28 protein-coding genes are annotated in these 26,505 nt (G+C 35.1%); 12 read left to right on the forward strand and 16 right to left on the reverse strand.

Annotation, left to right across the window (positions count from 1 at the left end; all coding sequences use genetic code 11):
* Positions 1 to 74 precede the first annotated feature (74 nt).
* Positions 75 to 494, forward strand: a complete 420-nt coding sequence (locus tag E0W73_RS04250) for a nucleoside-diphosphate kinase (protein ID WP_071634812.1) — start codon at positions 75 to 77, stop codon at positions 492 to 494.
* A gap of 117 nt (positions 495 to 611) precedes the next feature.
* Here the strand turns inward: E0W73_RS04250 and E0W73_RS04255 are convergent, their stop codons facing one another.
* Positions 612 to 908, reverse strand: a complete 297-nt coding sequence (locus E0W73_RS04255) for a DUF721 domain-containing protein (RefSeq protein WP_135220851.1) — start codon at positions 906 to 908, stop codon at positions 612 to 614.
* Positions 889 to 1,329 (reverse strand): lipocalin-like domain-containing protein, encoded by a 441-nt coding sequence (locus tag E0W73_RS04260; RefSeq protein ID WP_135220852.1) that lies wholly within the window; start codon positions 1,327 to 1,329, stop codon positions 889 to 891. Before E0W73_RS04260 ends, E0W73_RS04255 begins: the two co-directional genes overlap by 20 nt.
* 251 nt (positions 1,330 to 1,580) lie before the next feature.
* Here E0W73_RS04260 and E0W73_RS04265 point away from each other — a divergent pair, with 251 nt between their 5' ends.
* Entirely contained in the window at positions 1,581 to 2,645 is a 1,065-nt protein-coding gene (locus tag E0W73_RS04265) for a serine hydrolase domain-containing protein (RefSeq protein ID WP_135220853.1), read from the forward strand.
* A gap of 15 nt (positions 2,646 to 2,660) precedes the next feature.
* Here the strand turns inward: E0W73_RS04265 and E0W73_RS04270 are convergent, their stop codons facing one another.
* The 12 genes from E0W73_RS04270 to E0W73_RS04330 form a co-directional block, all read right to left on the reverse strand.
* Positions 2,661 to 3,254, reverse strand: a complete 594-nt coding sequence (locus E0W73_RS04270; protein ID WP_135220854.1) for a zinc-dependent metalloprotease family protein — start codon at positions 3,252 to 3,254, stop codon at positions 2,661 to 2,663.
* 214 nt (positions 3,255 to 3,468) lie between these two features.
* Complete coding sequence (gene ftsY, locus E0W73_RS04280) at positions 3,469 to 4,422, reverse strand: signal recognition particle-docking protein FtsY (protein ID WP_135220856.1); 954 nt, start codon at positions 4,420 to 4,422, stop codon at positions 3,469 to 3,471.
* Between the two features lie 268 nt (positions 4,423 to 4,690).
* Positions 4,691 to 4,843 (reverse strand): DUF4295 domain-containing protein, encoded by a 153-nt coding sequence (locus tag E0W73_RS04285; RefSeq protein ID WP_008468081.1) that lies wholly within the window; start codon positions 4,841 to 4,843, stop codon positions 4,691 to 4,693.
* 73 nt (positions 4,844 to 4,916) lie between these two features.
* Positions 4,917 to 5,099 carry a 50S ribosomal protein L33 gene (rpmG, locus tag E0W73_RS04290; protein ID WP_008253902.1) on the reverse strand — a complete coding sequence of 61 codons (183 nt, stop codon included), beginning with the start codon at positions 5,097 to 5,099 and terminating at the stop codon, positions 4,917 to 4,919.
* Positions 5,100 to 5,126: 27 nt separating this feature from the next.
* Positions 5,127 to 5,363 carry a 50S ribosomal protein L28 gene (rpmB, locus tag E0W73_RS04295; protein ID WP_008468080.1) on the reverse strand — a complete coding sequence of 79 codons (237 nt, stop codon included), beginning with the start codon at positions 5,361 to 5,363 and terminating at the stop codon, positions 5,127 to 5,129.
* Between the two features lie 71 nt (positions 5,364 to 5,434).
* On the reverse strand, positions 5,435 to 6,688 hold the full coding sequence (locus E0W73_RS04300) for a CinA family nicotinamide mononucleotide deamidase-related protein (RefSeq protein ID WP_135220857.1): 1,254 nt from the start codon (positions 6,686 to 6,688) through the stop codon (positions 5,435 to 5,437).
* A gap of 180 nt (positions 6,689 to 6,868) precedes the next feature.
* A complete protein-coding gene (locus E0W73_RS04305; RefSeq protein ID WP_133524699.1) occupies positions 6,869 to 7,213 on the reverse strand; it encodes an Hpt domain-containing protein in 345 nt (114 codons plus the stop codon).
* Positions 7,213 to 7,824 carry a fumarylacetoacetate hydrolase family protein gene (locus tag E0W73_RS04310; RefSeq protein WP_135220858.1) on the reverse strand — a complete coding sequence of 204 codons (612 nt, stop codon included), beginning with the start codon at positions 7,822 to 7,824 and terminating at the stop codon, positions 7,213 to 7,215. The genes E0W73_RS04305 and E0W73_RS04310 overlap by 1 nt, the downstream gene beginning before the upstream one ends.
* Positions 7,825 to 7,915: 91 nt before the next feature.
* A complete protein-coding gene (locus E0W73_RS04315; RefSeq protein ID WP_135220859.1) occupies positions 7,916 to 8,686 on the reverse strand; it encodes a 3'-5' exonuclease in 771 nt (256 codons plus the stop codon).
* Between the two features lie 217 nt (positions 8,687 to 8,903).
* Positions 8,904 to 10,271, reverse strand: coding sequence for a dihydrolipoamide acetyltransferase family protein (locus E0W73_RS04320; protein WP_135220860.1), 1,368 nt, complete (start codon positions 10,269 to 10,271; stop codon positions 8,904 to 8,906).
* Between the two features lie 84 nt (positions 10,272 to 10,355).
* Positions 10,356 to 11,519: a glycosyltransferase family 2 protein gene (locus tag E0W73_RS04325; protein WP_135220861.1), complete on the reverse strand. Its 1,164-nt coding sequence runs from the start codon at positions 11,517 to 11,519 to the stop codon at positions 10,356 to 10,358.
* Between the two features lie 123 nt (positions 11,520 to 11,642).
* The gene (locus E0W73_RS04330; protein ID WP_135220862.1) at positions 11,643 to 12,833 is read right to left on the reverse strand and encodes a DUF5009 domain-containing protein; all 1,191 of its coding nucleotides are present in this window, start codon (positions 12,831 to 12,833) and stop codon (positions 11,643 to 11,645) included.
* Positions 12,834 to 12,914: 81 nt separating this feature from the next.
* On the opposite strand from E0W73_RS04330, the gene E0W73_RS04335 reads away from it, so the two are divergent.
* On the forward strand, positions 12,915 to 13,652 hold the full coding sequence (locus tag E0W73_RS04335; protein ID WP_135220863.1) for a tyrosine-protein phosphatase: 738 nt from the start codon (positions 12,915 to 12,917) through the stop codon (positions 13,650 to 13,652).
* A gap of 16 nt (positions 13,653 to 13,668) precedes the next feature.
* Here the strand turns inward: E0W73_RS04335 and E0W73_RS04340 are convergent, their stop codons facing one another.
* The gene (locus tag E0W73_RS04340) at positions 13,669 to 15,075 is read right to left on the reverse strand and encodes an undecaprenyl-phosphate glucose phosphotransferase (protein WP_135220864.1); all 1,407 of its coding nucleotides are present in this window, start codon (positions 15,073 to 15,075) and stop codon (positions 13,669 to 13,671) included.
* Between the two features lie 288 nt (positions 15,076 to 15,363).
* On the opposite strand from E0W73_RS04340, the gene E0W73_RS04345 reads away from it, so the two are divergent.
* From E0W73_RS04345 to E0W73_RS04360, 4 genes are all read left to right on the forward strand, one after another.
* A complete protein-coding gene (locus E0W73_RS04345) occupies positions 15,364 to 16,329 on the forward strand; it encodes a T9SS C-terminal target domain-containing protein (protein WP_135220865.1) in 966 nt (321 codons plus the stop codon).
* Between the two features lie 49 nt (positions 16,330 to 16,378).
* On the forward strand, positions 16,379 to 18,244 hold the full coding sequence (locus E0W73_RS04350; RefSeq protein ID WP_135220866.1) for an ABC-F family ATP-binding cassette domain-containing protein: 1,866 nt from the start codon (positions 16,379 to 16,381) through the stop codon (positions 18,242 to 18,244).
* Positions 18,245 to 18,356: 112 nt separating this feature from the next.
* Positions 18,357 to 18,842 carry an FKBP-type peptidyl-prolyl cis-trans isomerase gene (locus E0W73_RS04355; RefSeq protein ID WP_135220867.1) on the forward strand — a complete coding sequence of 162 codons (486 nt, stop codon included), beginning with the start codon at positions 18,357 to 18,359 and terminating at the stop codon, positions 18,840 to 18,842.
* A gap of 20 nt (positions 18,843 to 18,862) precedes the next feature.
* Positions 18,863 to 19,648, forward strand: coding sequence for an O-methyltransferase (locus E0W73_RS04360; protein WP_135220868.1), 786 nt, complete (start codon positions 18,863 to 18,865; stop codon positions 19,646 to 19,648).
* Between the two features lie 60 nt (positions 19,649 to 19,708).
* On the opposite strand, the gene E0W73_RS04365 is transcribed toward E0W73_RS04360, so the two are convergent.
* Positions 19,709 to 20,371, reverse strand: coding sequence for a DUF6565 domain-containing protein (locus E0W73_RS04365; RefSeq protein WP_135220869.1), 663 nt, complete (start codon positions 20,369 to 20,371; stop codon positions 19,709 to 19,711).
* Positions 20,372 to 20,666: 295 nt separating this feature from the next.
* Between E0W73_RS04365 and E0W73_RS04370 the strand changes: the two genes are divergently transcribed.
* From E0W73_RS04370 to secA, 5 genes are all read left to right on the forward strand, one after another.
* Positions 20,667 to 21,353, forward strand: a complete 687-nt coding sequence (locus E0W73_RS04370; protein WP_135220870.1) for an ABC transporter ATP-binding protein — start codon at positions 20,667 to 20,669, stop codon at positions 21,351 to 21,353.
* 127 nt (positions 21,354 to 21,480) lie between these two features.
* Positions 21,481 to 21,954: a hypothetical protein gene (locus tag E0W73_RS04375; RefSeq protein WP_135220871.1), complete on the forward strand. Its 474-nt coding sequence runs from the start codon at positions 21,481 to 21,483 to the stop codon at positions 21,952 to 21,954.
* A gap of 42 nt (positions 21,955 to 21,996) precedes the next feature.
* Positions 21,997 to 22,566 (forward strand): cob(I)yrinic acid a,c-diamide adenosyltransferase, encoded by a 570-nt coding sequence (locus tag E0W73_RS04380; RefSeq protein ID WP_135220872.1) that lies wholly within the window; start codon positions 21,997 to 21,999, stop codon positions 22,564 to 22,566.
* A 237-nt stretch (positions 22,567 to 22,803) separates the two neighbouring features.
* On the forward strand, positions 22,804 to 23,025 hold the full coding sequence (locus E0W73_RS04385; RefSeq protein ID WP_007138072.1) for a DUF2795 domain-containing protein: 222 nt from the start codon (positions 22,804 to 22,806) through the stop codon (positions 23,023 to 23,025).
* A gap of 87 nt (positions 23,026 to 23,112) precedes the next feature.
* Entirely contained in the window at positions 23,113 to 26,457 is a 3,345-nt protein-coding gene (secA, locus tag E0W73_RS04390; RefSeq protein ID WP_135220873.1) for a preprotein translocase subunit SecA, read from the forward strand.
* Positions 26,458 to 26,505: the final 48 nt, after the last annotated feature.

Below are 26,505 nucleotides of genomic sequence, written 5' to 3' on the forward strand. Positions count from 1 at the left end.
CGTTTTAATTATGAATTTATTAAAATCAATTCACAAAAAAAGTCTACTTTTGCACAAAATTTAATAAATAAAAAATGGCAACAAATAGAACTTTTACAATGATTAAACCAGATGCTGTTGCAAACGGACACATTGGGAATATCTTAGCAATGATTACTAACGGAGGTTTCAAGATCGTTTCATTAAAATTGACTCAATTAACTGTAGCAGATGCAAAAGCATTTTATGCAGTTCACGCAGAAAGACCTTTCTACGGAGAATTAGTTGAATTTATGTCTCGTGGACCAATTGTTGCTGCAATTTTAGAAAAAGAAAACGCTGTAGAAGATTTCAGAACTTTGATTGGAGCTACAAATCCAGCTGAAGCTGCTGAAGGAACTATTCGTAAAGCATACGCAACTTCTATCGGTGAAAATGCAGTTCACGGATCTGACAGCGACGAAAACGCTGCAATCGAAAGCGCATTCCACTTTGCAGGAAGAGAGCAGTTCTAGTATTGAGTGTTCAGTTTTTTAGCTGGCAGTTACAATAAAAAAATCTCGATTTTCAAAAAATCGGGATTTTTTTTATTTTGATCAGAACTGAACACTAAAAAAACTGAACACTGACCACTATCTCAGAACTACATCCTTCACGACCTCACGCCCAAGCTCTTCGTTAATCATTTTTACGATTTTATATTTTCCGTGGCTTAACTCTTCACGAAGAACAGAAGAGCCCAATTCAACGTAAAGTGTGCTGCCTTTCAACACAACATTTCGGGTGTACGTATTTACACCGCTACCCATAAGATTTTTCCAGGCATCACGCACATCAATCTGATCCATTCCGGGCTGCAATTTATTTACCTGAATGATTTGCTGTAATACAGCACTTATTGTCGATTCGTTATTTAGTCTCTTTGCCATCTTTCAAAAGATTTATGGGTCCTGCTTTTTTATAATGATATTCTATTTTCTGCGGATTCTTAACTACCAATTTATCATCTGATAGCGAAATAATTTCTTCGCTCCATTTCGCATAATCAGTTTTATAATCTAACAATACCTGGTCACCTGCAAAACGAACCGAAACATTTTCAAAAGTATCTGTCGTTAAAAATGTACCATCAAACTGCGGAGCCACTTTAGTTCGAACCCCTTTATTATTTTTAATTTGAAAAAAATCAAAAGTCTCGTTCATCTTATAATCCTTCTCCTCGCCTTTCTCCATAATCACTTTTTCAATTTCCCAATATCCGTTCAGTTTAGCAATATCTTCAGGTTTAATTTCTTGTTTACAGCTTACAAACAAGAGTGATAAAACCAAAATCATAAGAGTGTTTTTCATAAGTATTTGAATTTTTATAAGGAGCTGATACCTGCTGTCCGCTGTATTCCCGATAAACAAAACTACGGCTAAAAAGCCTTGCTTTCTAAATCGGGAGATGCCGCTTCCATCAGGGCTAGGGCTTCAGTTTCCAAAAGATTTTTTCGGACTACAAAGATAGTCTTATAATCCTCAAAAGAAATAAAAATAAGGAAACACATTAAACTATTTTCTATATTTTTGGTCAAAGCCTGAAACCAAAAAACTAAAACATGACCAAAACCATTTTTAAAGCACTGATAATCTTAAGCTTTATCAGCTGCAGCACCGATCCGAAAGAAGAATCTCCCACTAAAGAAGAAAAAATGTATTTCCCACCTCTAACAGGCACAACCTGGGAAACCAAAACAGTAGCCGAATTAGGATGGAAGCAGACAGCAGTACAGCCCCTTTTAGATTATTTACAACTAAAAAACTCTAAATCTTTTATGATTCTCGTAAACGGAAGAATCGTCTTAGAGAATTACTTCAACGGACATTCCGCTACAACAAGCTGGTATTGGGCAAGCGCTGGCAAAACACTTACTTCAACGGTTATCGGAATTGCACAACAAGAAAATGCATTGAACATAAACAATAAAGTTTCACAATATTTAGGAACAGGATGGACAAGCGAAGCACTCGCCAAAGAAAACCTGATTACCTGCAAACATCTCTTGACGATGACTTCTGGACTTGATGACAGTACAGACGATGTCGATCCCGAAGATTTAATCTATAAAGCCGATGCCGGAACAAGATGGGCATATCATAATGTCTACGTTAAACTTCAAGATGTAGTCGAAAAAGCAAGTGGACAAAAATGGGAAACCTATTTTAATGCCAAATTAAGAGACAAAATCGGCATGAACGGCACTTGGGTGCAACTTGGCGTAAACAGTGTTTATACAAGCAACACAAGAAGCATGGCACGTTTTGGATTATTAATGCTGAACAAAGGAAAATGGGATAATAATACAATCTTAAACGAAGCCTATTTCAATGAAGCAACCACAACTTCGCAACACATCAATTTAGGATATGGTTATTTATGGTGGCTCAACGGAAAAGCTTCTTATCACTTGCCACAATCGCAGCTCACATTTCAAGGCAGTATAATTCCGACCGCGCCAAGCGATATGTTTATGGCTTTGGGCAAAAACGACCAGAAAATATATGTTATTCCAAGCAAGAAAATGGTCGTAATCAGAATGGGGGATGTCGCTGACAATGTCAATCTTGCTCTATCTGATTTTGACAAAACGTTGTGGGAGAAAATTAATGCTTTGTATCAGTAAATTATGAATTGCAGTTTAAATCAATTGCCATCCTTTATTTTTTAAAAAGCCTTTACAGTTTTTACAAAAATCTTTTTCTTCATTCAGTGGGTTTCCGCCTTCAGCATCACGCATTAAACAAGTTTTAATTTTGCAATGCGGTAAACCCGCTGTATGACCTAATTCATGCAAAACCAATTTATAAAATTGGCTATTTCTATGCTTTTTAGACAACCTAAAATCGGAAACAACACAGGCTTTTCCAGGCATATAACCTAAACCCATCACACCCCAATCTTTGATATTATTTTTTGTCGTACTAATATCAAAATGCGACAAACCAACAATAACAGAATCACTGCCAATATTATTTTTAAGATTCTTAATAATACTATCTGCCCGATACCTATTACGCGGTTTGTAAAAAGAGTTTTCAGGAAAATCAATATTTTTCATTAAAACCACTTTCGGATTAATGGCTTTAATTTCAGCAAAAACCTTTTGAGCTTGTTTTTGCTGAAAATTGCCTAAAGGCTGAATAACAATAACTTTTTGAGCTTTTATTGAATCTTCATTTCTATTTACACATGACAGTAAACTAAATAGCAAAATCCAAACACAATATTTCATAAAAGCTAAAAACTTTTTTTTCTAGAATTATCGCTTAGTCTGATTTCTTTTTAAGACTCCCAAAAAGAAAAGAACCAAACCAATCACTAATAAAATATAATAAAACGAAAGACTGCTGCCTTTAATAACATTTGCCAAAACAAAACATATCACGCTTACAAAATAAAAAGTAACGGCGGATATATTTTTTAAAGATTCAAAACTCATTATTTTTTTATTTAAAGAAACTGTCGACAAATTCATATTTATTAAAGACTTGCAAATCTTCAATTCCTTCGCCAACACCAATATATTTTACTGGAATTTTAAATTGGTCCGAGATTCCAATTACAACACCGCCTTTTGCTGTTCCGTCCAACTTAGTTACCGCTAGCGAAGTTACTTCAGTTGCTGCTGTAAATTGTTTTGCCTGTTCAAAAGCATTCTGTCCTGTTGAACCATCCAAAACTAAAAGCACATCGTGTGGAGCATCAGCAACAACTTTCTGCATCACGCGTTTTACTTTTGTCAATTCGTTCATTAGGTTGATTTTGTTATGAAGACGACCCGCAGTATCAATAATTACCACGTCTGCATCTTGTGCAACAGCCGACTGCAACGTGTCAAAGGCTACAGAAGCTGGGTCACTTCCCATTTGTTGTCTTACAATTGGCACATTTACGCGATCCGCCCAGACTTGCAATTGATCGATAGCTGCCGCACGGAAAGTATCTGCAGCACCTAGAACCACTTTATGCCCCGCTTTTTTAAACTGATAAGCCAGCTTACCGATAGTAGTTGTTTTTCCGACTCCGTTTACCCCCACAACCATTAAAACATAAGGCTTTTTGTCTTTTGGGATTTCAAATTCTGTCGCTTCGCCTGTATTGGTCTCAGATAATAAAGCACCAATTTCGTCACGAAGAATCTGATTCAGTTCATCGGTTCCTAAATATTTGTCTTCAGCAACTCTTTTTTCTATTCTTTGAATGATTTTTAAGGTTGTGTTAACCCCAACATCCGAACCTACAAGAACTTCTTCAAGATCATCCAATACATCGTCATCGACTTTAGATTTTCCTGCAACAGCTTTGCTCAGTTTAGAGAAAAAAGTAGTTTTCGTTTTTTCAAGACCTTTGTCTAATGTCTCTTTTTTATCACTAGAGAATAATTTTTTAAAAAAACTCATTTTGTATAGATTGTTAGTTTTTTTTGAACTTCAAGATTTTTTTTTCTTGATAATCCGAATGCTTAAAAAAAGCGAATTGTTTGTATTTAGCCCCGATAGCAGCGATATCCTTTTGTTGCCTTCTTTAGGCAAGAAAAGATATAGCGGATAGCGGGAAAAATGTTTAAAAGAGGCAAATTGTTGTGCTTCTTTCAAAATTTAGACAAATATAGGTAATAAAAAAGCTACTTCCGCAAGAAAGTAGCTTTTCTATATAATGTAATTGTAATTATTTCTTTTTCAAGAATTCATCAACTTCTTCAGGAGCCATAATAGATTCTACGAATGTATATGCACCAGTTTTAGGAGATTTTACCATTTTGATGGCTTTTGATAATCTCTTAGAAGATGTTTGTAACGATGCTACGGTTTTCTTTGCCATGATTCAAATGTTTTGAAATTCAATAAATCTTCAAATGAAAAACCATTTGAGATTTTATCAAAATCTCTAATTATTACTTAATTTCTTTGTGAACAGTTACTCTTTTCAAGATTGGATTAAATTTTTTAATCTCTAATCTGTCTGGAGTATTTTTTTTGTTCTTAGTTGTAATATATCTAGAAGTTCCTGGAACACCAGAAGTTTTGTGCTCAGTACATTCTAAAATTACTTGGATTCTATTACCTTTCTTTGCCATCTTGCTATATATTTATTTAGGAAAAGATTATTTGATAAATCCTTCTGACTGCGCTTTTTTCAAAACAGCAGTGATTCCGTTTTTATTAATTGTTTTTATCGTAGATGCTGCTACTCTAAGAGTAATCCATCTATCTTCTTCTGGAAGATAAAAACGCTTTTTAACTAAGTTTACAGAAAACTTTCTCTTAGTTTTGTTCATAGCGTGAGAAACGTTATTTCCTACCATCGCTCTTTTACCTGTAAGGTCACAAACTCTTGACATTATACTTATCTTTTATCGTTATTCAAAATCAGGGTGCAAAGAAAAGAAAAATAAACCATTGTAGCAAAAAATTATTGCACAATTTTTAAAATTTCTTTCTGCAGTATTTCCAAACTCTTAACTGTCGCCCTATCTATCACTTTTTCACGTGGTTGTCCGAAGTTAAATTCCTCTGCAACCACTCCGTTTGGCGTTGCTAAAGCGATAAAAACAGTGCCAATTTCGGCATCAGAATCGCCCTTTGAAGGGCCTGCATTGCCCGTGGTTGCTATGGCGTAGTCTGTTTTCAGTAAGTTTTTCACGTTCAAAGCCATAGCTTTTGCAACTTCGGCGCTAACTACAGAAAACTCATTTACTAAACCTTCTGGAACCCCAAGCACATTTATCTTGGCTTCGGTTGCATAAGAAACGACACTTCCCTTAAAATAAGCCGATGCCCCGGGAACGGCAGACAGCAGCGAAGCCACTTTTCCGCCTGTAAAACTTTCGGCTGTAGAAATCGTCGCATTTTCTCTGGCAAGCAATTTCCCCACTACAGTTTCCAAGGTCTCATTTTCGTCATAACCCACAATAATGTCATGAATTATAGCGTCTAACGACTGTACATTTTCTTCAATTGCTTTTTCTAAAAGCTCTTTATCTGTACCACATGCTGTCATTCTCAAACGTACACGCCCTGGATTTGGCAGATAGGCCAGCTTTATAAATTCGGGCAGATTATTCTCCCATTGCTCGATACGTTCTGCAACTAGGCTTTCTCCCTGACCGTAAGTCAGAATGGTTTTGTGAATAATGTACGGGCGTTTGTATTCACGAACAATCTTTGGGATAATTTCTTCTTCAACCAAATATTTCATTTCGTACGGAACTCCTGGAAGCGAAATAAAAACGGTATTTTCCTTTTTCATCCACATTCCCGGAGCGGTCCCAACCTTATTCGGAAGAACAGTGCAGGTTGATGGCACCAGTGCTTGGTCTTTGTTAAGCTGCGAAATAGGCCTTTTATAAAAACCTTCTATCAATTCTGTTACATGAGCCAGAACCTCCTGATTTACCACCAACTCATCGTCAAAATACTCGCAGAAAGTTTTTTTGGTAACATCGTCTTTGGTCGGACCAAGACCTCCTGTGATAATTACGACTTCTACTTTATTCTGAAAATGAGCAAATGTATCTAAAATATGTTTTTTGTCATCGCTGATTGACAGCATTTCGGTTACCTCAACCCCTATCCTGTCGAGAGCTTTGGCCATAAAAGCCGAATTTGTATCGATGATTTGCCCAATCAGAATCTCGTCTCCGATTGTAACGATTGCTGCTTTCATAACTTGGATTGTTTTTTCACTTGCCTCGAGCAAGTTATTATTTAAAAAGAATTCTCTGCTTTGTGGCTTAGCAGACACAACTTCAAAACCTTAGGTCGGAAAGATTTATTGCAGAATAAGCAAAAACAAACCCAATTTACAACTTAATACAAGTTTCTAAATTGGGTTTTATGATTGTATTTACAAATCAAAGTCTTTTTTTATTTCTTTGATTGCTTCTTTAACTTGTATTTTGATGCTTTTAAAAGTTTCGATAATATCTTTTTTCTTTCCTTCGGCTTTTGTCCATGCTTCTACCTGAAGAATTTCTTCAAAAGCTACATTCAGCCCCATTAAATCTAAAGTTGGCTTTATTTTATGAGCATAAGAATAGGCATATTTATGATCTTTTTTCTTAATCCCTTCTTTGATTTGTTTTAAATCCTCAGGAACCTCGGTAACAAATAACTTAAGAATTTCGTTTACAAATTCAGGATCATTATCTGAAAGCGCATAGACTTTCGAAAGGTTGTATTTTAAAGCCATTATTTTACTTGTATTCTGAATAATTTTTTATCTTCTAAAAAGCCTTCTAAAACGTCATTTGGTTTTACGGCTGCCACTCCTTCTGGAGTGCCTGTAAAAATTATATCACCTATCTTTAAGGTAAAAAACTGCGAAACATACGAAATAAGCTCATCAATCTTCCAAAGCATCATTTCAGAATTGCCTTTCTGAACTGTTTCGCCATTATTTTTGAGCTCAAAATTAAGATTTTCCATAGAAACAAAATCACTTTTTGGCAAAAAATCACCAACAACGGCCGAACCGTCAAAGGCTTTTGCCTTTTCCCACGGGAGCCCTTTTTCTTTCAGTTTGCTCTGAAGGTCTCTTGCTGTAAAATCAATCCCAACACTGATTTCGTCATAATATTTATGCGCAAATTTAGGTTCGATGTACTTTCCAACCTTATTGATTTTGACAATAATCTCTATCTCATGATGAACATCTTCCGAAAATTCCGGAATGACAAACGGATGCTGTTTCAGCAAAACCGCAGAATCAGGTTTCATAAAAACAACCGGCTCAGTTGGTCGTTCGTTTTTTAACTCTTCAATATGATTGGCATAATTCCTGCCGACACAGATAATCTTCATTACTATTTAGTGTTCAGTTCTCAGTTTTTTAGTATTCAGAAAAACCTTTAGCATTCAAAGACTGAACACTAAAAACTGAATACTGCATACTTTACTTTGTGTTTAATTTTCTCAACTTTATTCCAGTCAAAACTTTCTTGGTATATAAAGGGAAGTCTGCATTTTGAATCCAGCTGAAATAGCCCGGTTCTGCCTCTAAGACCTTCTCCACTTTGGCGCCTTTATGCTTTCCGAAAGTAAAAATTTCCTCTCCGTCTTGATCAAAAGCAATCATTCCGGCAAAATCAGCTATTTTTTTACGAGTTGTAAATTCAGATAAAGATTTAATGTCATTTTCCAATTCTGGATAACGATCCAACTGCGCTTTCAGGATTTCGTAAGTCGCCATAGTATCTGCTTCTGCAGAATGCGCATTTTCCAGACTTTTGCCACAGTAAAACTTCAAGGCCGCACTAAGTGTACGTTCTTCCATTTTATGGAATATAGTCTGAACGTCTACAGAAACTTTATTCTTCATATCAAAATCTACCCCTGCACGCAACAGCTCTTCTGCCAGCAAAGGAATATCAAAACGATCAGAATTGAATCCGCCCAAATCACTGTCCTTAATCATATTATGAATATGAGGCGCCAGTTCTGCAAATGTTGGTTCGCCGGCTACTCTTTCGTCGGTAATACCATGAACAGCGGTTGTCTGTGGCGGAATTGGAATTGTCGGATTAACCAACCATGTTTTACTTTCTTTGTTTCCGTTCGGAAAAACTTTGAATATTGAAATTTCTACGATTCTATCTTTACCGATATCAATTCCCGTTGTTTCGAGATCAAAAAAGCAAATTGGTTTGTTTAGTTTTAATTCCATTTCTAATTTTTATAAGTCTACAAATGTAATTTTTAAAGCCGAAATTCCTGCTCTATTCTTGTTTTTTTTGTCTAAAAATGCTTTCATTTTGTCATTTTTAACTTTTAAAAAGCCTGATTTTTGTAGCCAGCTCAGCGACACTTTACCTTTTCTTACAAAATAAAAAAATCCGGCAAGTTTAAAACTTACCGGATTTGAATTTATTTAAAGCAGATTTTTAAATATCTCTATCTATATCAAAAGCCTCTAAATATTCTGCCACTCTTTTTACAAAACTTCCTCCTAAAGCTCCGTCTACCACCCTGTGATCGTAAGAGTGCGACAAGAACATTTTCTGACGGATTCCGATAAAATCTCCTTCTGGAGTTTCGATAACCGCAGGAACCTTACGAATCGCTCCAAGAGCTAAAATCCCAACTTGAGGCTGATTAATGATCGGCGTTCCGAAAACGCTTCCGAAAGTACCCACATTTGTTACCGTATAAGTGCCGCCTTGCGTATCGTCTGGTTTCAGTTTTCCTGCTTTTGCACGATTTCCTAAATCATTTACCGCTTTTGCCATTCCGACCAAATTCAACTGATCGGCATTTTTAATTACAGGCACAATTAAATTTCCGTTCGGCAATGCTGCCGCCATTCCTAAATTGATGTTTTTCTTTTTGATGATGTAATCTCCATCAACAGAAATATTCATTCCCGGAAAATCTTTTAACGCTTTTGCCACAGCCTCCATCATAATTGGAGTAAAAGTAAGTTTCTCACCTTCTCTTTTTTCGAAAGCCGTTTTTACTTTGTCTCTCCATTTTACAATATTCGTAACATCAACTTCAATAAATGACTGAACGTGTGCCGAAGTCTGAACTGAAGCTGTCATATAACCGGAAATCAGTTTACGCATTCTGTCCATTTCAACAATTTCGTCTCCACCGTTTACAGAAACCGGAACTACTTGCTGGCTTTTTTGAACTATTGGTTCAGGTCTAGCCTCTACTGTTTTTGGAGCTGCAGTTTCAGGCTTTGGAGTTTCAGCTAAAGGCGCTGATTCTTCTTTTTGCGCCACCTCAACTTTTACAGCACCCGACTTGCGACCCTCAATATATTTTAAAATATCTTCTTTTGTAATACGTCCGTCTTTTCCAGAACCTGCAATACTATCCAGTTCTGCTGCAGAAATCCCCTCTTCTTTTGCGATGTTCTTCACCAAAGGAGATAAAAACTTTTCTGAACCCGAAAAATCCTGGACTGGTGCAACAGTTTCTTTTACTGCTTCAATAGTCTGTTCGATAGCCTGAACTTCTGCTGGCGCCGAATTTTCTTCAACCGATTTTGGAGCTTCTTCACCTCCTTCAGTTTCAATAATTGCTATTGTCTGCCCTACCTGCACTAAATCATCTTTTCCAAACAACTGCTCAACTAAAATTCCCGACACCTCGCTAGGCACTTCACTGTCAACCTTGTCAGTTGCAATTTCCAGCACCGCTTCGTCAGCTTCAATTTTGTCTCCAACTTCTTTCAACCAATTTGTAATGGTTGCTTCAGCGACACTTTCTCCCATTTTAGGAAGCTTTAATTCAAATCTTGCCATATTGTTAATCTAAAAGATGTTTTTGATTTTCAGATTGCGAAATTAACTAAAATTTTAAACATAAATTACACTTAATATAATTTTTTACTCAATTTTTATAATTTGCCCTCTGTCATTTCTTGAATTACTTCCAATAATAAAACCTGCATTTTTAGGAAATATTTTAAAAGTAACCTTCTTATCTTTAAGAGTTTCTATGATTTCGATACATTTTTTGAATGAAATATAGTGATTATCCAAAATTACCTCTGTCTTTTTACCCTTTAAAATCAGGCACGAATTTACCATTTTTTCCTCTTTGAAATCTAAAAAACCAACTTTATTTTCCAAAATCGAAGCCAGTTTTTTAGTGAAATTCTCATTTTGGGAGTATAAAAAATAACTTTCTGGCAACGGATTATCTTGTGGTTTTCCTTGAAACATTTTAGCGAACGAAAACAAAAAAGCACCAATTTTAATAAAAACAGTGAAGAACCAAGATTTTTTGAAATGCTTTTGATAAAAGAAATTCATAGATTCCTGAAATCTTTTCATGTAATGCTCATCTTTTATCGTGCTCTCTCCTTTATAGTGCAATACAATAGTTTCGGCAAAATAAAAATTATTCTTTTGCAGCTTTAAGGCGCGATACGACAAATCGATATCGTCGGCGTACATAAAACAGTTTTCGTCGAAACCGTTTAAATTTTCGTAAAGTTTGCTTTCTAGAAACATAAAAGCACCAACGAGAATATCCACTTTTCCCGTTTTGCTTTCGTCTAAATGCTGTGCGTAATATTGATTAAAAAGTTTTGTTTTGGGAAAGATTTTGTACAAGCTGAAAATCTTTGTAAAGGCAACCCAAGGAGTCGGAACTCCTCTTTTGCTTTCGGGCAGAAATTCTCCAGTTCCATCAATCAGTTTACAGCCTATAATTCCGAGATTGTTTTGCCTTTCGGCGAAAGCCAGAATTTTCACGAATGTATCCTCAGCCACCACAGTATCTGGATTTAAGATGCAAACGTATTTCCCTTTCGCTTGACGAAAACCTATATTATTTCCTTTTGGGAAACCAAAATTTTCTTTGTTTTCTATCAATTTTACATTGGGGAATTTTTCTTTCATCATGACAAGACTTTCGTCAGATGAATTATTATCGACTACAATAATTTCGGCATCTATCGTAGAAATTGCTTCCTGAACGCTTAAAACACACTGTTCTAGAAAATAGCGTACATTATAATTAAGGATAACAACTGATAATTGCATGAAAAAGGATTCTGTAAATTTTGGCGGAAAGTTAGAAATTTTCGGATTAATCTACACGCAAAGATTAGTCGTTTTTACTGATTCCATAAGCACTTGATCTATCTGAATCTTAAATAAACAGCTTTACAACTGCAACTGAATCTTAAACTTGTTACAGATTTTCATCAGCAAAAGCATAAGGATAGAAAACAGCAACGACCATAAAATTCCTGGTAACCCTTCTTTAAAATAATCGGGTATAATATGAAGACCAAACACCTCATTGCAATAATAAATTATGCCAGGAAGAATATAAATCAGCAACGGATTCGCTGCCGCGGGCATAAAAAATTCACTCCATCTGATCTGTTTTCGTACTTCGATAAGCCAAAATAAAAAATAATAAATCACTGTGCAGATAGCAGCTGAATACATGGTCCAAGACGGCGTTCCTTTTATTTTTGAAATTCCGAAATAAGGACGGAGTAAAGCAGCTGTCAGCATAAATAAAAAGATAAAAACAATAACCGGCCAATTGATGACTGAATTGCCCTTCTTTTCAAAAAACAACAGAGAAATAATCACTCCCGCAGCAACTAGTGAAGCGTGTGTAAGATGACCTGCAATAAAACTAAGCCAAGAACTATTTTGAACAAAAGAGCCTTCTGTTAAATTGAATGAATTTAGTAATACGCATAGAATCAAGAATCCAATCATTGACCATAAATTGCCTGAAACCAGCCAATAAAAAAGTACAGTAAAAAGATACGCCCAACCAATCAGTCCTAAAATTCCCCACCATTTTGGTGTCATCCCTCTTTCGCCTGTGTCTTGAACATATAGAAAATAGAGCGTTATCAAAACTAAGATTCCGCCATATTGCAAAACATTTTTTAACCAAACAGGAAAATCTTTAGGATATTTATTCCAAATCGGAATTGGAAGTGCGTACGCCAAAAGTCCCCACAAGGCCGGAATTATAATCATTTTCGAGGCATCGTAACCATATTCGGCATTTACCATAAAAACCCCGATTATAATCAAGGCCAATGCTCTTTTTACAGTATGCATCCAGATTGTTATTGCGCTGTCGCCCTTAATCAGTCTTACATTTAAGGCAAACGGAATAGACATTCCGACAATAAATAAAAAAGCAGGGAAAACTAAATCAACAAAGGTCATTGCGTCTGCATCAGCGGGCATATGTTTCATCCATTGCGGAATGTTTTTAACGCTTGCAAGTTCGTTTACAAAAATCATTACAAAAATGGTAATACCTCTAAGAGCATCTATCGAAATGATTCTTTTGTTGAATAATTGTTCCTTTATTTTCATAAAACTCTATATTTTTCTATCTCTCAAATATACCATAATTCTAAAATTGAGAAAGCAATCATTTTTATCTACATTTGCGTCATGTTATCCTTCTTTAAATCAAAACCTTTTTTAAAAGATCTTCTTGCCGGAGATTATATAGATATTCATTCTCATTTGCTGCCTGGAATTGATGATGGTGCCAATTCTATGGCCAAATCGATGCAGCTCGTTCAATCATTTCAGGATTTGGGAATATCGCAAATCATTACCACGCCACACATCAGCCATTATGTTTGGAATAATTCTGTCGCAACTATTATTTCAAAACTTAAGGAAACACAGCTTGCTCTTGAAGACAACAAAATACAAATCCCGATAAGAACCGCGGCAGAATATTTTATGGACGACTGGTTCGAGAATCATTTTAAAGAAGAAAAACTGCTTACTCTAAAAGATAATTATGTTTTGGTTGAGATGTCTTACCTAAACGCACCGGTTCAGCTCTACAAGATTTTGTTCGAAATTCAGGTCGCAGGTTATATTCCCGTTTTAGCACATCCGGAAAGGTATATATTCTATCATAAAAATTTTGCCGAGTACGAGAAGTTAAAAAAATCAGGCTGTCTATTTCAATTGAATCTTTTATCTACCGTAGGGTATTATGGCGATCAGGTTACAAAAACCGCCGAACAGCTTTTAAAGAAAGGAATGTATGATTTTGCCGGAACCGATATTCATCATCAAAATCATATTAAGTCACTGAATCAAAAAATCAAAATCGAAAGTTTGCCAGCTTTAAAAGAAATTATCGCCAATAATGAGTTTTTTAGATTTTAATCAAAAAAACGACTTTTTAATAAGCGTTATCGTCTCCTCGTACAATGTTAATTAAAGTACGGACTATAATTTTGATATCTAAAAGCAAGCTCCAATTTTCGATATACCAGATGTCACACTCTACTCTATTTTCCATATCGATGAGTTTTTTGGTTTCGCCACGATAACCATTTACTTGTGCCCAACCCGTAATTCCTGGTTTTGCATAATGGCGAACAGAATAATTGCCTATTAATTCGCTATATTCTTTCGCTAAATTAATCATATGCGGTCGTGGCCCTACAACCGACATACTGCCGACAAAAACATTAAAAAATTGTGGCAATTCATCAATACTGGTTTTTCGCATAAACGAACCGAATTTGGTCACTCGAAGATCTCCTTTTCCTGCTTGTTTATTGTGGGCCTGATCGTTGACATACATACTTCTAAACTTTAGGCAGATGAAAGATTTGTTGTCACGACCTGACCGAATCTGCCTGAAAAATACCGGTCCTGGAGATTCTAGCTTTATGAGAATCATCACAATCGGAAAAAGCCAAGGAAAAATCAGAAGAATTACCAATAGCGAGAAACAAACGTCAAAGACTTTTTTTATGATTCTATTTGCCGCCAACTCAAGAGGTTCTGATCGAAGCATTAAAACCGGAGTGTTTTCATAAAAAGAGACTTCGACTTTGCTGGATTTTGTGTACAATTGGAAATCTGGAATAAACTTAATTCTGACCATATTCTGCTCGCATACTTTTATAAGTTTATTAATAACATCAACTTTATCAATATGCAAGGCAACATAAACCTCATCTACTTTTTCTTTGATTATAAATTCCTGCACTTCATCAAATCCTCCTCGAACATCTATTTCCGTCTGTCGTATTTCATCAAAAAAACCTAAAAATTTGTAGCCGTACGTTAAATCCTTAGCTAAAATTTTACGCATTTTTTCGCCGGTTTCATTGGCGCCAACAATGATGATCTTTTTGAAGTTATATCCTTTAGCTCTTATAATTTTTAAGACTTTCATAAAAGCATATCTGGAAAAAACTAAAAAAAAGAAGAAAAATATATAGAAATATAATAGTCTAAGTCTTGATATGTCATCAAATTTTAAAAAAACAACAAATAGAATTACGAGAGCAACATGTATGAATATTTTCTTTATTGTTCTCTGCAAAATCGTCTCAATATATTCTATCCTGATGATACGATGCGCATCTTTTTGTAATAACAGGCCAATCCAGAATATATTTGCAAGCAACAAAACAGTTCTTTCATCCTTGGTCAAAAGTGCGTCAATGTTTCCAAATCGAACCAATGCAGATAGATAGACAGCAAGATTCAGAATAATTAAATCCCAACAGACAAAAAGCAATTTTGAATATCTTGAAAATCGATAACTAGATAGTTTTTGTAAAAATGTCATCTTTAATTTCTTTATCCGAAGAAGATTTATTGGTTGTGTATTTAAGACGAAAATAATATTTTAATTATTCTTATACCATCTTTAAGTCGATTATTAAAAAGTTAAATTAAAAAAGGCGGTTCAAAAATCCGCTATCGTTTTCTTAATTTACTTAGACTTTTTTTAAAGCATATTTTAGAGTATCATATATTATGATAAATTTGAACTGCAAGACAATTTCTATTTTAATTGACAAACAAGCTTTAAAATGTAAGAATCTTTTTTTTTTGCAGTAATTACCAGCATTAAATGAAAAAAATCGCAATATTCTTTTTTCTATTTCTAAATTCTATTTATAGCCAAATTCCCGGCTGTACAGACTCTCTTTCCCTAAACTACAATCCGAATGCAACTTTAAATGATGGAAGTTGCGAGTATGAAAATCTTAAAATCAGACCTCGATATTCTAAAAAACTAAGTGATTCTATAAAAGAAACATCAGGATTAATCGATTTTAATAATCTTCTCTGGACACATAATGATGACCACGATAAAACTATTTACGGACTAGATTCTTTAGGTGTAATCAAAAAGAAAATTATTCTTGCAAATGTCATTAATCATGATTGGGAAGAAATAGCACAGGACAGCTTATACATTTACATTGGCGATTTTGGAAACAATTATTCGGGCAACAGAAAAAATCTTCAGATATTGAAAATTGAAAAAAGAACATTTTTAGAAGAAAATCCAATCATCGAAAAAATCTCTTTCAATTATTCTGACCAAACCGATTTTTCTGCTTTAAAACCTAACAAAACCAATTTTGACTGCGAAGCTTTTATTGTTTCAAAAGACAGTATTTATTTGTTTACCAAACAATGGAGCTCTTCAAAAACAAGCATATACAGCCTATCTAAAGAATCAGGAAATCATACTGCTCAATTAAAAACGACATTAGACACAAAAGGCTTGGTTACGGGGGCTGTTTATTTCGAAGACAAAAAATTGATTGTTTTGTGTGGCTATTCCAAAACCGGAAAATCATTTTTATATCTTTTGTATGACTTTAAAGACTTTGATTTTACCTCGGGAAACAAACGAAAAATCGACTTAAAACTTCCCTTTCATCAAATAGAAGGTATTACATCAAAAGACGGCTTACATTTTTTTATTACAAATGAAGCCTTGATTCGGAAACCCGTTATAAATACACCACAACAAATTCATTATTTAGACTTGAGCTCTGTTTTGGGTTTGTATCTCCATAAATAATTCGTAAATCGTAATATAATACCTTACTTTTGCAAAAAATTTTATTCTTGTGAATTACTTATCTGTAGAAAATATATCAAAGTCATTTGGCGAAAGAGTTCTTTTTGACAATATTTCGTTTGGAATCAACAAAGACCAAAAAATTGCTTTTATTGCCAAAAACGGTTCGGGCAAAACCACGCTTATGAGCATCATTAACGGCGCCGAAGAACCTGATACGGGGCAGGTTGTGTTGAGAAAAGGAATCAGAATGGCATTTCTTTCTCAAGACAATAATCTACAGGATGAGTTAACCATAGAAGAAAGCATCTTTGCTTCTGATAATGAGACTTTAAAAGTAATTGAAGCTTACGAAAAAGCATTAGAAAATCCCGATGATACAGAGGCCTATCAAAAAGCTTTTGATGCCATGGACCAGCATAATGCTTGGGATTTTGAAACGCAATACAAGCAGATTCTATTCAAACTAAAACTAGAAGATTTTAAACTTAAGGTAAAAAACCTTTCGGGAGGACAAAAAAAACGTCTTTCATTGGCCATCATCCTAATCAATCGTCCGGATTTATTAATTCTTGATGAGCCGACAAACCATTTAGACCTTGAAATGATTGAATGGCTTGAAAGTTATTTTGCCAAAGAAAATATTACCCTGTTTATGGTTACTCACGACCGTTTCTTTTTGGAACGCGTCTGCAATGAAATCATCGAATTAGACAACGGTAAATTATACCAATACAAGGGGAATTACTCTTACTACCTACAGAAAAAAGAAGAAAGAATCACTTCTGAAAACGCCAGCATAGACAAAGCCAAAAACTTGTTTGTAAAAGAGCTAGAATGGATGCGCCGTCAGCCAAAAGCGAGAACAACCAAATCTAAATCGCGTCAGGACGATTTCTATGTTATTAAGGAAAAAGCACAAAGCCGACGAAAAGAAAATAAAGTTGAACTTGAAATTAATATGGAGAGAATGGGAAGCAAAATCATCGAGCTTCACAAACTTTCTAAAAAATTCAAAGACCGTATTATTCTGGATGATTTCAGCTTTGATTTCCAACGTGGAGAACGTATCGGAATTATTGGTAAAAACGGAACCGGAAAATCGACTTTCTTAAATCTGCTTACCGGTACAATTCCGCCAGACAGCGGACGTGTAGTAAAAGGCGATACTATAAAAGTGGGCTATTATACACAATCTGGAATTAATCCAAAACCGGGACAACGCGTTATAGATGTCATAAAAGAATATGGTGAATATATCCCGCTTGCAAAAGGAAAGATAATTTCGGCTTCGCAATTATTGGAGCGTTTTCTTTTTGATGCTAAAAAACAATATGATTATGTAGAGAAATTAAGCGGTGGAGAATTAAAACGTTTATATCTATGTACCGTTTTGATTCAGAATCCCAATTTTTTAATTCTTGATGAGCCTACCAACGATTTGGATATCGTTACGCTGAACGTTCTTGAAAGTTTTCTATTAGATTATCCAGGATGTTTATTAGTCGTTTCTCACGATCGTTATTTTATGGATAAAATTGTCGATCATTTATTTGTATTTAGAGGACAAGGCGAAATCGAAAACTTCCCGGGCAACTATTCCGATTTCAGGGCTTACGAAGACAGTGCTGATGTGACTGCTGTGAAAGAAGAAACAAAAACAGAAAAAAAAGATTGGAAACAGAATAATACATCAGGAAATCTAACTTTTAACGAGCAGAAAGAATATCAAAAAATCGAACGAGAAATCAAAGATTTAGAAATCGAAAAATCGAAAATCGAACAACTTTTCTCTGACGGAAAAGTCGCTGACAATGATATAGAAAAAAAAGCAAACGAACTTCAGAATATCATCAACAAAATAGAAGCCAAAGAAGAACGATGGTTTGAGCTTTCGGCCAAACTTGAAGGCTAAAACCTTGTTTGGAAACTAAATCTAGGATTATTGCGTTTTTATTGTGAAATAGCTAAAAAAACAAACGAACTAATTTTTATTATATTAGCAATCTTAAAAAAACAATACCATCATGAAAAAACTATTAGCATTATTATTTACCGTAACAGTACTTTCATCTTGTTCTGTAGACGGCGGAAAAAATCCTGCAGATATCGTACCGAAAGATTATTCTGCTGAAAACGAAGCACAAATCACAGATTACCTAGCCAAAAACAATCTTACATCTAAAGCAATGGCAACCGGAACTGGCTTGTATATAATTGTTAATGAGCCTGGAACAGGCAAACAAGCTACTAGCACAAATAGTGTCACTGTGGCTTACAAAGGATATCTTACCAACGGTTCTGTTTTTGACCAAAGTACTGCTGAAGGAGCAACTTTTCAACTAGACAGATTGATTAAAGGCTGGATAGAAGGAATTCCTTATTTTAAAGAAGGCGGCAGCGGTGTTCTTTTGGTACCAGCGCATTTAGGATACGGGAGCTACTCTACAAATGGGATTCCAGCAGGTTCAGTTTTAATTTTTGATGTAAAATTAATTTCTGTAAATAACTAAATCTGATTTGAAACTCATAAATGTTCTTTCAATTAAAAGCTTACCTAAAATTTCTCTGGGAATCTAAAAACGAACATGGTGTTCATTCACCGTTCGTTTTTAATCTGCTGACGAAATGTTTTTACGATAAAAAGAAAAAATCGCAATATTCAATTTTAAAGTATTACCGCAAATCTCTTTTAGAAAATCGTAATTTCATTGAAGTCACCGATTTTGGAGCTGGATCTAGAGTTTTCAAATCCAATAAAAGGCAGATTTCTAAAATTGCAAAAACCGCTGGAATTACTTCCAAAAGAGCGAGGTTGCTTTTTCGTGTTACAAGTTATTTTCAGCCAAAAAACATCCTAGAAATCGGAACATCTTTGGGCCTGGCGACAGCAGCCTTGTCACTAGGAAATCTGAAAGCAAAAGTAATTACTCTTGAGGGATGTCCTCAAACTGGCGGAATAGCGAAAAATCAATTCAATAAATTTGATTGTTTGAATGTAAATCCGATTGTAACAGAATTTGGAAATTATCTTCAAAAAATCGGCTCACAACCAGAAAGTGAGCATTTTGACCTAATATACTTTGACGGCAATCATTCAAAACAAGCAACTTTAGAGTATTTTGAATTGTTGTTGGGCACAACCCATAACGATTCGGTTTGGATTTTTGATGATATACACTGGTCAAAAGATATGGAAGAAGCTTGGGAGATTATTAAAAAACATCCGAAAGTAAAGGTTACGATTGATACTTTTCAATGGGGATTTGTATTTTTTAGATACGAACAAGAAAAAGAACATTTTATAATTCGAGCATAAAAAAAAGACAATCATTTCCGATTGTCTTTTTCGTTCTATCTAATTCAAAATAATAACAGATTATTTTTTTGCATCTTTGTTCTCTTCAGATTTAGCACCCATTCTGTTTACAGTATACATTGGGGCAAACTTAACTTTCAAACCAGCAATTTTTCTGTTATCCTCAGCTGTTAAGCCTTCTTTTTCAACTGTATTTTTACGGCTGTCTAATGCTTCATACATCAGCTTGATTTCGTCCCAATCTTCACGGGAATATTTATCTTTATTATCTTCTACAGTATGAACAAATTGCTGATAAACGCTATGAATATTTTGTGCATTTACCCAGCTGAAATTCATATCGTCTCCAATTTTCCCTGCACCAAATAGCGCATCTCTTAATTGCTGTTTCGGACTAGCGGCGGCCGGAGGGGCAAAAACGGTGGTCATTTCATTTTTAAATTCTTCGAATTTTGTTTTACTAGAATTGATTTTTTCGGTCGCTGCCGTATTATCTTTCAAATCTGCCAAAGCAGCATTTGCTTCTTGAGATTTTCTGTCATATTCTGCTTCAACAGCTGTCCAATTTTCCTTTAAATTTTCTGCTGAAACATTTTTTACAGAATCTACATAAGCTACATAAGAGTCGATTGTCTTTTGAGCTTTTTCTTGCTTTTCATCTTTACATGAAGTAAAACCTAAGGCGATTACCAATGCGCCTGCTAAAACTTGTATATTTTTCATAATACTGATATTTAAAATTTATAAAACAAATATAATTAAAAATTTGAATATTTGTAAATTATTTTTAAAAATTTAGCGATTAAAATAAATTATTTTCAGTTTAATTTAAAAAATATGATAATTATATAAAATCAAATCAAAATCTTGTAATACAATTTATAGTATTGAAGGTAGATTATAATGTTTAGTAATTTAATTTTAGTGCGTACATTATCTGTAACAAAAACCATTTCGTTGCTACATATTAAATATTGAAAAGTGTTTTGTACTTTTAAATCCAAAAATTGTAAGACAGATGGCAGAACCATTAATTAAAATAACCGACATAAGACGAAATTTTGTCTTGGGAAATGAAATTGTTTACGTTTTAAAAGGTGTTAATTTAGAGATAAACAAAGGTGAGTATGTAGCTTTAATGGGCCCATCCGGATCTGGAAAATCAACATTGATGAATTTACTGGGCTGCCTAGACACTCCTACTTCGGGAACTTATATTTTAAATGGCAAAGATGTGAGCAAGATGCGAGATGATGAGTTGGCCGAAATCAGAAACAAAGAAATCGGTTTTGTTTTTCAGACCTTTAATCTTCTGCCAAGAACAACGGCCCTCGATAATGTTGCACTACCAATGATTTATGCTGGTTACGGAAAATCGGAAAGAACTGCTCGTGCCACAGAGGTTTTAAAGCAGGTAAATCTGGCAGACCGAATGGATCACCAACCCAATCAGCTTTCGGGAGGACAACGCCAGCGTGTAGCTGTAGCCAGAGCTCTGGTTAATAAACCTTCGATAATTTTAGCCGATGAGCCAACCGGAAACTTAGACAGCAAAACTTCTGTAGAAATCATGAAGCTTTTTGGAGATATTCACGCGCAAGGAAATACTGTTATTCTTGTAACTCACGAAGAAGATATTGCGGCTTATGCACATCGCGTTATTCGCTTAAGAGATGGTTTAATCGAAAGTGATACAGCAAAATAATTTTGTTTTTACATCGAAAAGTTAAAGAAATCTAAATAAGAATATGCGTTTATTTTACTTTTTATTTATCCTTCTAACTTTTGCCTGTTGCAAAAAGGAGATAGAGAATAAAAACACTCATATTTCTTTGCCGACTAAAGCACCGAAAACAGAAATAAAATGGGTGATAGAAAATCCAGTTAAAATAAAAACCAAAAGTAATTTATCTTACTTGAAAGGTTTTGAATGTGATTCGGTTATCGGAATTGATTATATAGGATTTTCTGGCGAACATTATTATTCTCCAATTAACGAAAAAGGAAATTACATAAGCACCATTCGCAAAAAACAAAAACTTAGTCGGGAGCAGATTTCAAGATTAAATTCAATTTTGAGTAATAAGAAAATGTTCGAGAACCCTAACATTGCAGGCTGTTACCAGCCAAGACTCGGATTCGTTTATTTTAGAAACAACGAAGTGATATGCCAGACCATAGTTTGCATAGCGTGCTCACAGCTCGAATCATCTGCAGAAACTGCCGATTTAAATGGAAATTTTAACCAAAAAGCCAAATTAGAACTCAAAAAGCTAACAAGTGAACTCAGTTTTTCAAAAGACTAATCTAAAAAACTTAGTACCTTAGAACCTCAGCATCTAAATCAAATGAAAGTATATACCAAAACCGGCGATAAAGGAACAACAGCTCTATTTGGAGGCACAAGAGTTCCAAAAGACCATATTCGGATTGATAGTTATGGAACTGTTGACGAACTGAATTCTTATATCGGATTAATTCGTGACCAAGAAATGGATTCTCATTATAAAACCATTTTAATCGAAATTCAGGACCGTCTTTTTACGGTAGGCGCCATTTTGGCAACTCCGCAAGAAAAAGAAGTTCTAAAAAACGGAAAACTTCGTTTAGAAAATCTCGGCATAATTGATTCGGACATCGAATTACTAGAAAACGAAATAGATAAAATGGACGAAAGTCTTCTGCCGATGACTCATTTTGTTTTGCCAGGCGGACATCCAACTGTGTCACATTGTCATATAGCTCGTTGTATTTGCCGTAGAGCAGAACGTTTGGCAGTGCATTTAAGCCACAATGAGCACGTTCCAGAAATTGCAATTCAGTACTTAAACCGACTTTCTGACTACCTTTTTGTCTTGGCACGGAAGTTGTCCTCTGACTTAAAAGCGGAAGAAGTGAAGTGGATACCGAGAAAATAAATTTCTAAAAATTCCAAATTATTGAAATCCCAAATTCCAATGAAAAACTAAAATTCTTCGAATTTAAGCTATGCTTAAAAGCTTTAAAATTGGAGGTTTCAAGCTTCTTTTTTGGAATTTGAAATCTAAAAATTGGGTTTTATCAACGGACGTTCTTAAATTTTATTAAAATAAATCAAAATTTACTTGTCTTTTTCAGTAAAAAATTTATTTTTGCACAAACTAAATAGATAACAGATGTATTGGACATTAGAATTAGCATCTTATTTAAGTGATGCGCCATGGCCTGCTAACAAAGACGAACTTATAGACTACGCTATTAGAGCTGGTGCTCCATTAGAGGTAGTAGAAAACCTTCAGTCTATCGAAGATGAAGGTGAGATATATGAATCTATGGAAGAAATATGGCCTGATTATCCAACAGACGAAGATTATCTTTGGAATGAGGATGAATATTAGAAAATAAACCAAATGAAAAAGTCTCTCATCATAGAGACTTTTTTTTTGGCTCAAATATATATACATAAAACAGAAATACAATAAATCATGAGTTTCATAAACAGCATTATTAAAGTCTTTGTAGGCGATAAATCGCAGAAAGATGTCAAAGCTTTACAACCTTACTTAAACAAAATTAAAACATTCGAATCTACACTAATCAATTTGTCTCACGACGAATTGAGAGCTAGAACCGCTTATTTTAAACAAAAGATTAAAGATGCCAGAGCTGATAAAGATGCTAAAATTGCTGCGCTTAAGGCAGAGGTAGAAAACATCGAAGACATCGACAAAAGAGAAGACATTTATGATGCAATAGATGCTCTTGAAAAAGAAGCTTATGAGATTTCTGAAAAAACTTTAATGGAAATTCTTCCTGAAGCATTTGCGGTTGTCAAAGAAACTGCTCGTCGTTTTAAAGAAAACTCACATATTGAAGTTACTGCAACTGCAAAAGACAGAGAATTCTCTGCAACAAAACCATATATCGTTATTGAAGGTGAAAAATCTATCTGGGCAAACAAATGGAATGCGGCCGGAAAAGACATTACTTGGGATATGATTCATTATGATGTCCAATTAATCGGAGGTATGGTTTTGCACGAAGGTAAAGTGGCCGAAATGCAAACGGGTGAAGGTAAAACTTTGGTAGCAACGCTTCCTCTTTACTTAAATGCTTTGACAGGAAATGGTGTTCACTTGGTAACTGTCAACGATTATCTGGCTAAACGTGATAGCACTTGGAAAGCTCCTTTATTCGAATTCCATGGTTTATCTGTTGATTGTATCGATAATCACCAGCCAAGTACTGAGGCTAGAAAAAAAGCTTATGATGCTGATATCACGTACGGAACCAACAACGAATTTGGTTTTGACTACTTAAGAGACAATATGGCGCACTCACCAAGCGACCTTGTTCAAAGAAAACATAATTTTGCCATTGTCGACGAGGTTGACTCGGTTTTAATTGACGATGCCAGAACGCCGCTTATTATTTCTGGACCGGTTCCGCAGGGAGATCGTCATGAATTCAACGAATTGAAACCAAAAATCGAAAACTTAGTTGCACAACAACGCCAGTTAGCGAATGGTTTCTTAGCTGAAGCTAAAAAATTAATCAAAGAAGGAAATACTAAAGATGGAGGTTTCTTATTATTAAGAGCTTATAGATCTTTACCTAAAAACAAAGCATTAATTAAATTTTTAAGTGAAGAAGGAATCAAACAATTGCTTCAAAAAACTGAAAATCAATACATGCAGGACAACAATCGTGAAATGCACAAAGTGGATGAAGCTTTGTATTTTGTGATTGAAGAAAAAAACAATCAGGTTGAATTGACAGACAACGGTATCAAATACCTTTCTGGAGATACTGATGCCGATTTCTTCGTTTTACCAGATATCGGAACAGAAATCGCTAAAATCGAAAAACAAAAATTAGACAAAGACGCCGAAGCAGAAGCCAGAGAAAGATTATTTCAGGATTTTGGCGTAAAAAGCGAACGTATCCATACGTTAACACAGCTTTTAAAAGCTTACGCCTTATTTGAAAAAGACGTAGAATACGTTATCATGGACAACAAAATTTTGATTGTCGATGAACAAACAGGACGTATCATGGACGGACGTCGTTACTCAGACGGTCTACACCAGGCGATTGAAGCAAAAGAAAATGTAAAAATCGAAGCTGCAACTCAAACTTTTGCAACTGTAACATTACAGAACTATTTCAGAATGTACAGCAAATTAGCAGGTATGACAGGTACTGCTGTTACCGAGGCTGGAGAGTTATGGCAGATCTACAAATTGGATGTGGTTGAGATTCCAACCAACCGTCCGATTGCAAGACAAGACAAAGAAGATTATATCTATAAAACAACACGTGAAAAATTTAATGCTGTTATTGAGGATGTAACAGAACTTTCACAAGCAGGAAGACCTGTCCTTATCGGAACAACTTCTGTAGAGATTTCAGAATTATTAAGCCGTATGCTTAAAATGAGAGGAATCCAACACAATGTATTGAACGCTAAAATGCACAAGCAAGAAGCGCAAATTGTTGAAGAAGCTGGAAAAGCGGGAGTTGTAACCATTGCTACAAACATGGCTGGTCGTGGTACCGATATTAAATTATCTCCAGAAGTTAAAGCTGCAGGAGGTTTAGCAATCGTGGGTACTGAGCGTCATGATTCTCGTCGTGTAGACCGCCAGTTGCGTGGTCGTTCTGGTCGTCAGGGAGACCCGGGAAGTTCTCAATTTTATGTTTCTCTTGAAGACAACCTTATGCGTTTGTTCGGTTCTGAAAGAGTTGCAAAAGTAATGGACAGAATGGGATTAAAAGAAGGCGAAGTTATTCAGCATTCGATGATGACAAAATCTATCGAGCGTGCACAGAAAAAAGTAGAAGAAAACAACTTTGGTGTTCGTAAACGTTTATTAGAATATGATGACGTAATGAACGCACAACGTGAAGTGGTTTACAAACGTCGTCGTCATGCATTGTTTGGCGAGCGTTTGAAACTGGATATTGCAAACATGCTCTATGATACCTGCGAATTGATTGTCAGCCAGAATAAAGTTACAAACGATTATAAAGGATTTGATTTTGATTTGATTCGTTATTTCGGAATCACATCTCCCGTTTCAGAAGCAGAATTCACAAAATTATCTGAAATCGAAATCACAGGAAAAGTATACAAAGAGGCTTTAGCATTCTATACCGAAAAAACCGAAAGAAGTGCAAGAGAAGCTTTCCCAATCATTAAAGGAGTTTTTGAAGAGCCAAACAATCATTTCGAAAGAATTGTTGTTCCGTTCACAGACGGAATCAAAACGCTGAATGTTGTAACAGATTTGAAAAAAGCTTATGACAGCGAAGGTGCTCAGTTAATCGCTGATTTCGAGAAAAACATTACACTTTCTATCGTTGACGAAGCTTGGAAAAAACACTTACGCAAAATGGACGAATTGAAACAATCTGTTCAATTGGCTGTTCACGAGCAAAAAGACCCATTGCTAATTTACAAACTAGAAGCTTTCAACTTGTTTAGAGGAATGCTGGATAATGTAAACAAAGAAGTAATCTCGTTCTTGTTCAAAGGTGATTTACCAGCTCAGAATACTCCTGAAATTCACGAAGCAAGAGAAGTAGCTCGTCCAAAGGAGAACTTAAAGCTAAGCAAAGACGAAATTCCGAGCAGCGAAGAAATCAACCGCGAAGCGGGCGAAACACAACAGCGTCAGGTTACAGAAACTATCGTAAGAGATATGCCGAAAATCAACCGAAATGACACTGTTACAGTTCAAGAAGTTGCAACTGGAAAAACAGAAACAATGAAATTTAAAAAAGCTGAGACTTTAATCGCTTCTGGCGAATGGGTTTTGGTTAAATAATAAATTATTACAGTGGTTCGGCATCCAGTTCTTTACTGATGATCGAAT

Source organism: Flavobacterium foetidum, assembly GCF_004634245.1.
Taxonomy (GTDB): Bacteria; Bacteroidota; Bacteroidia; order Flavobacteriales; family Flavobacteriaceae; genus Flavobacterium; species Flavobacterium foetidum.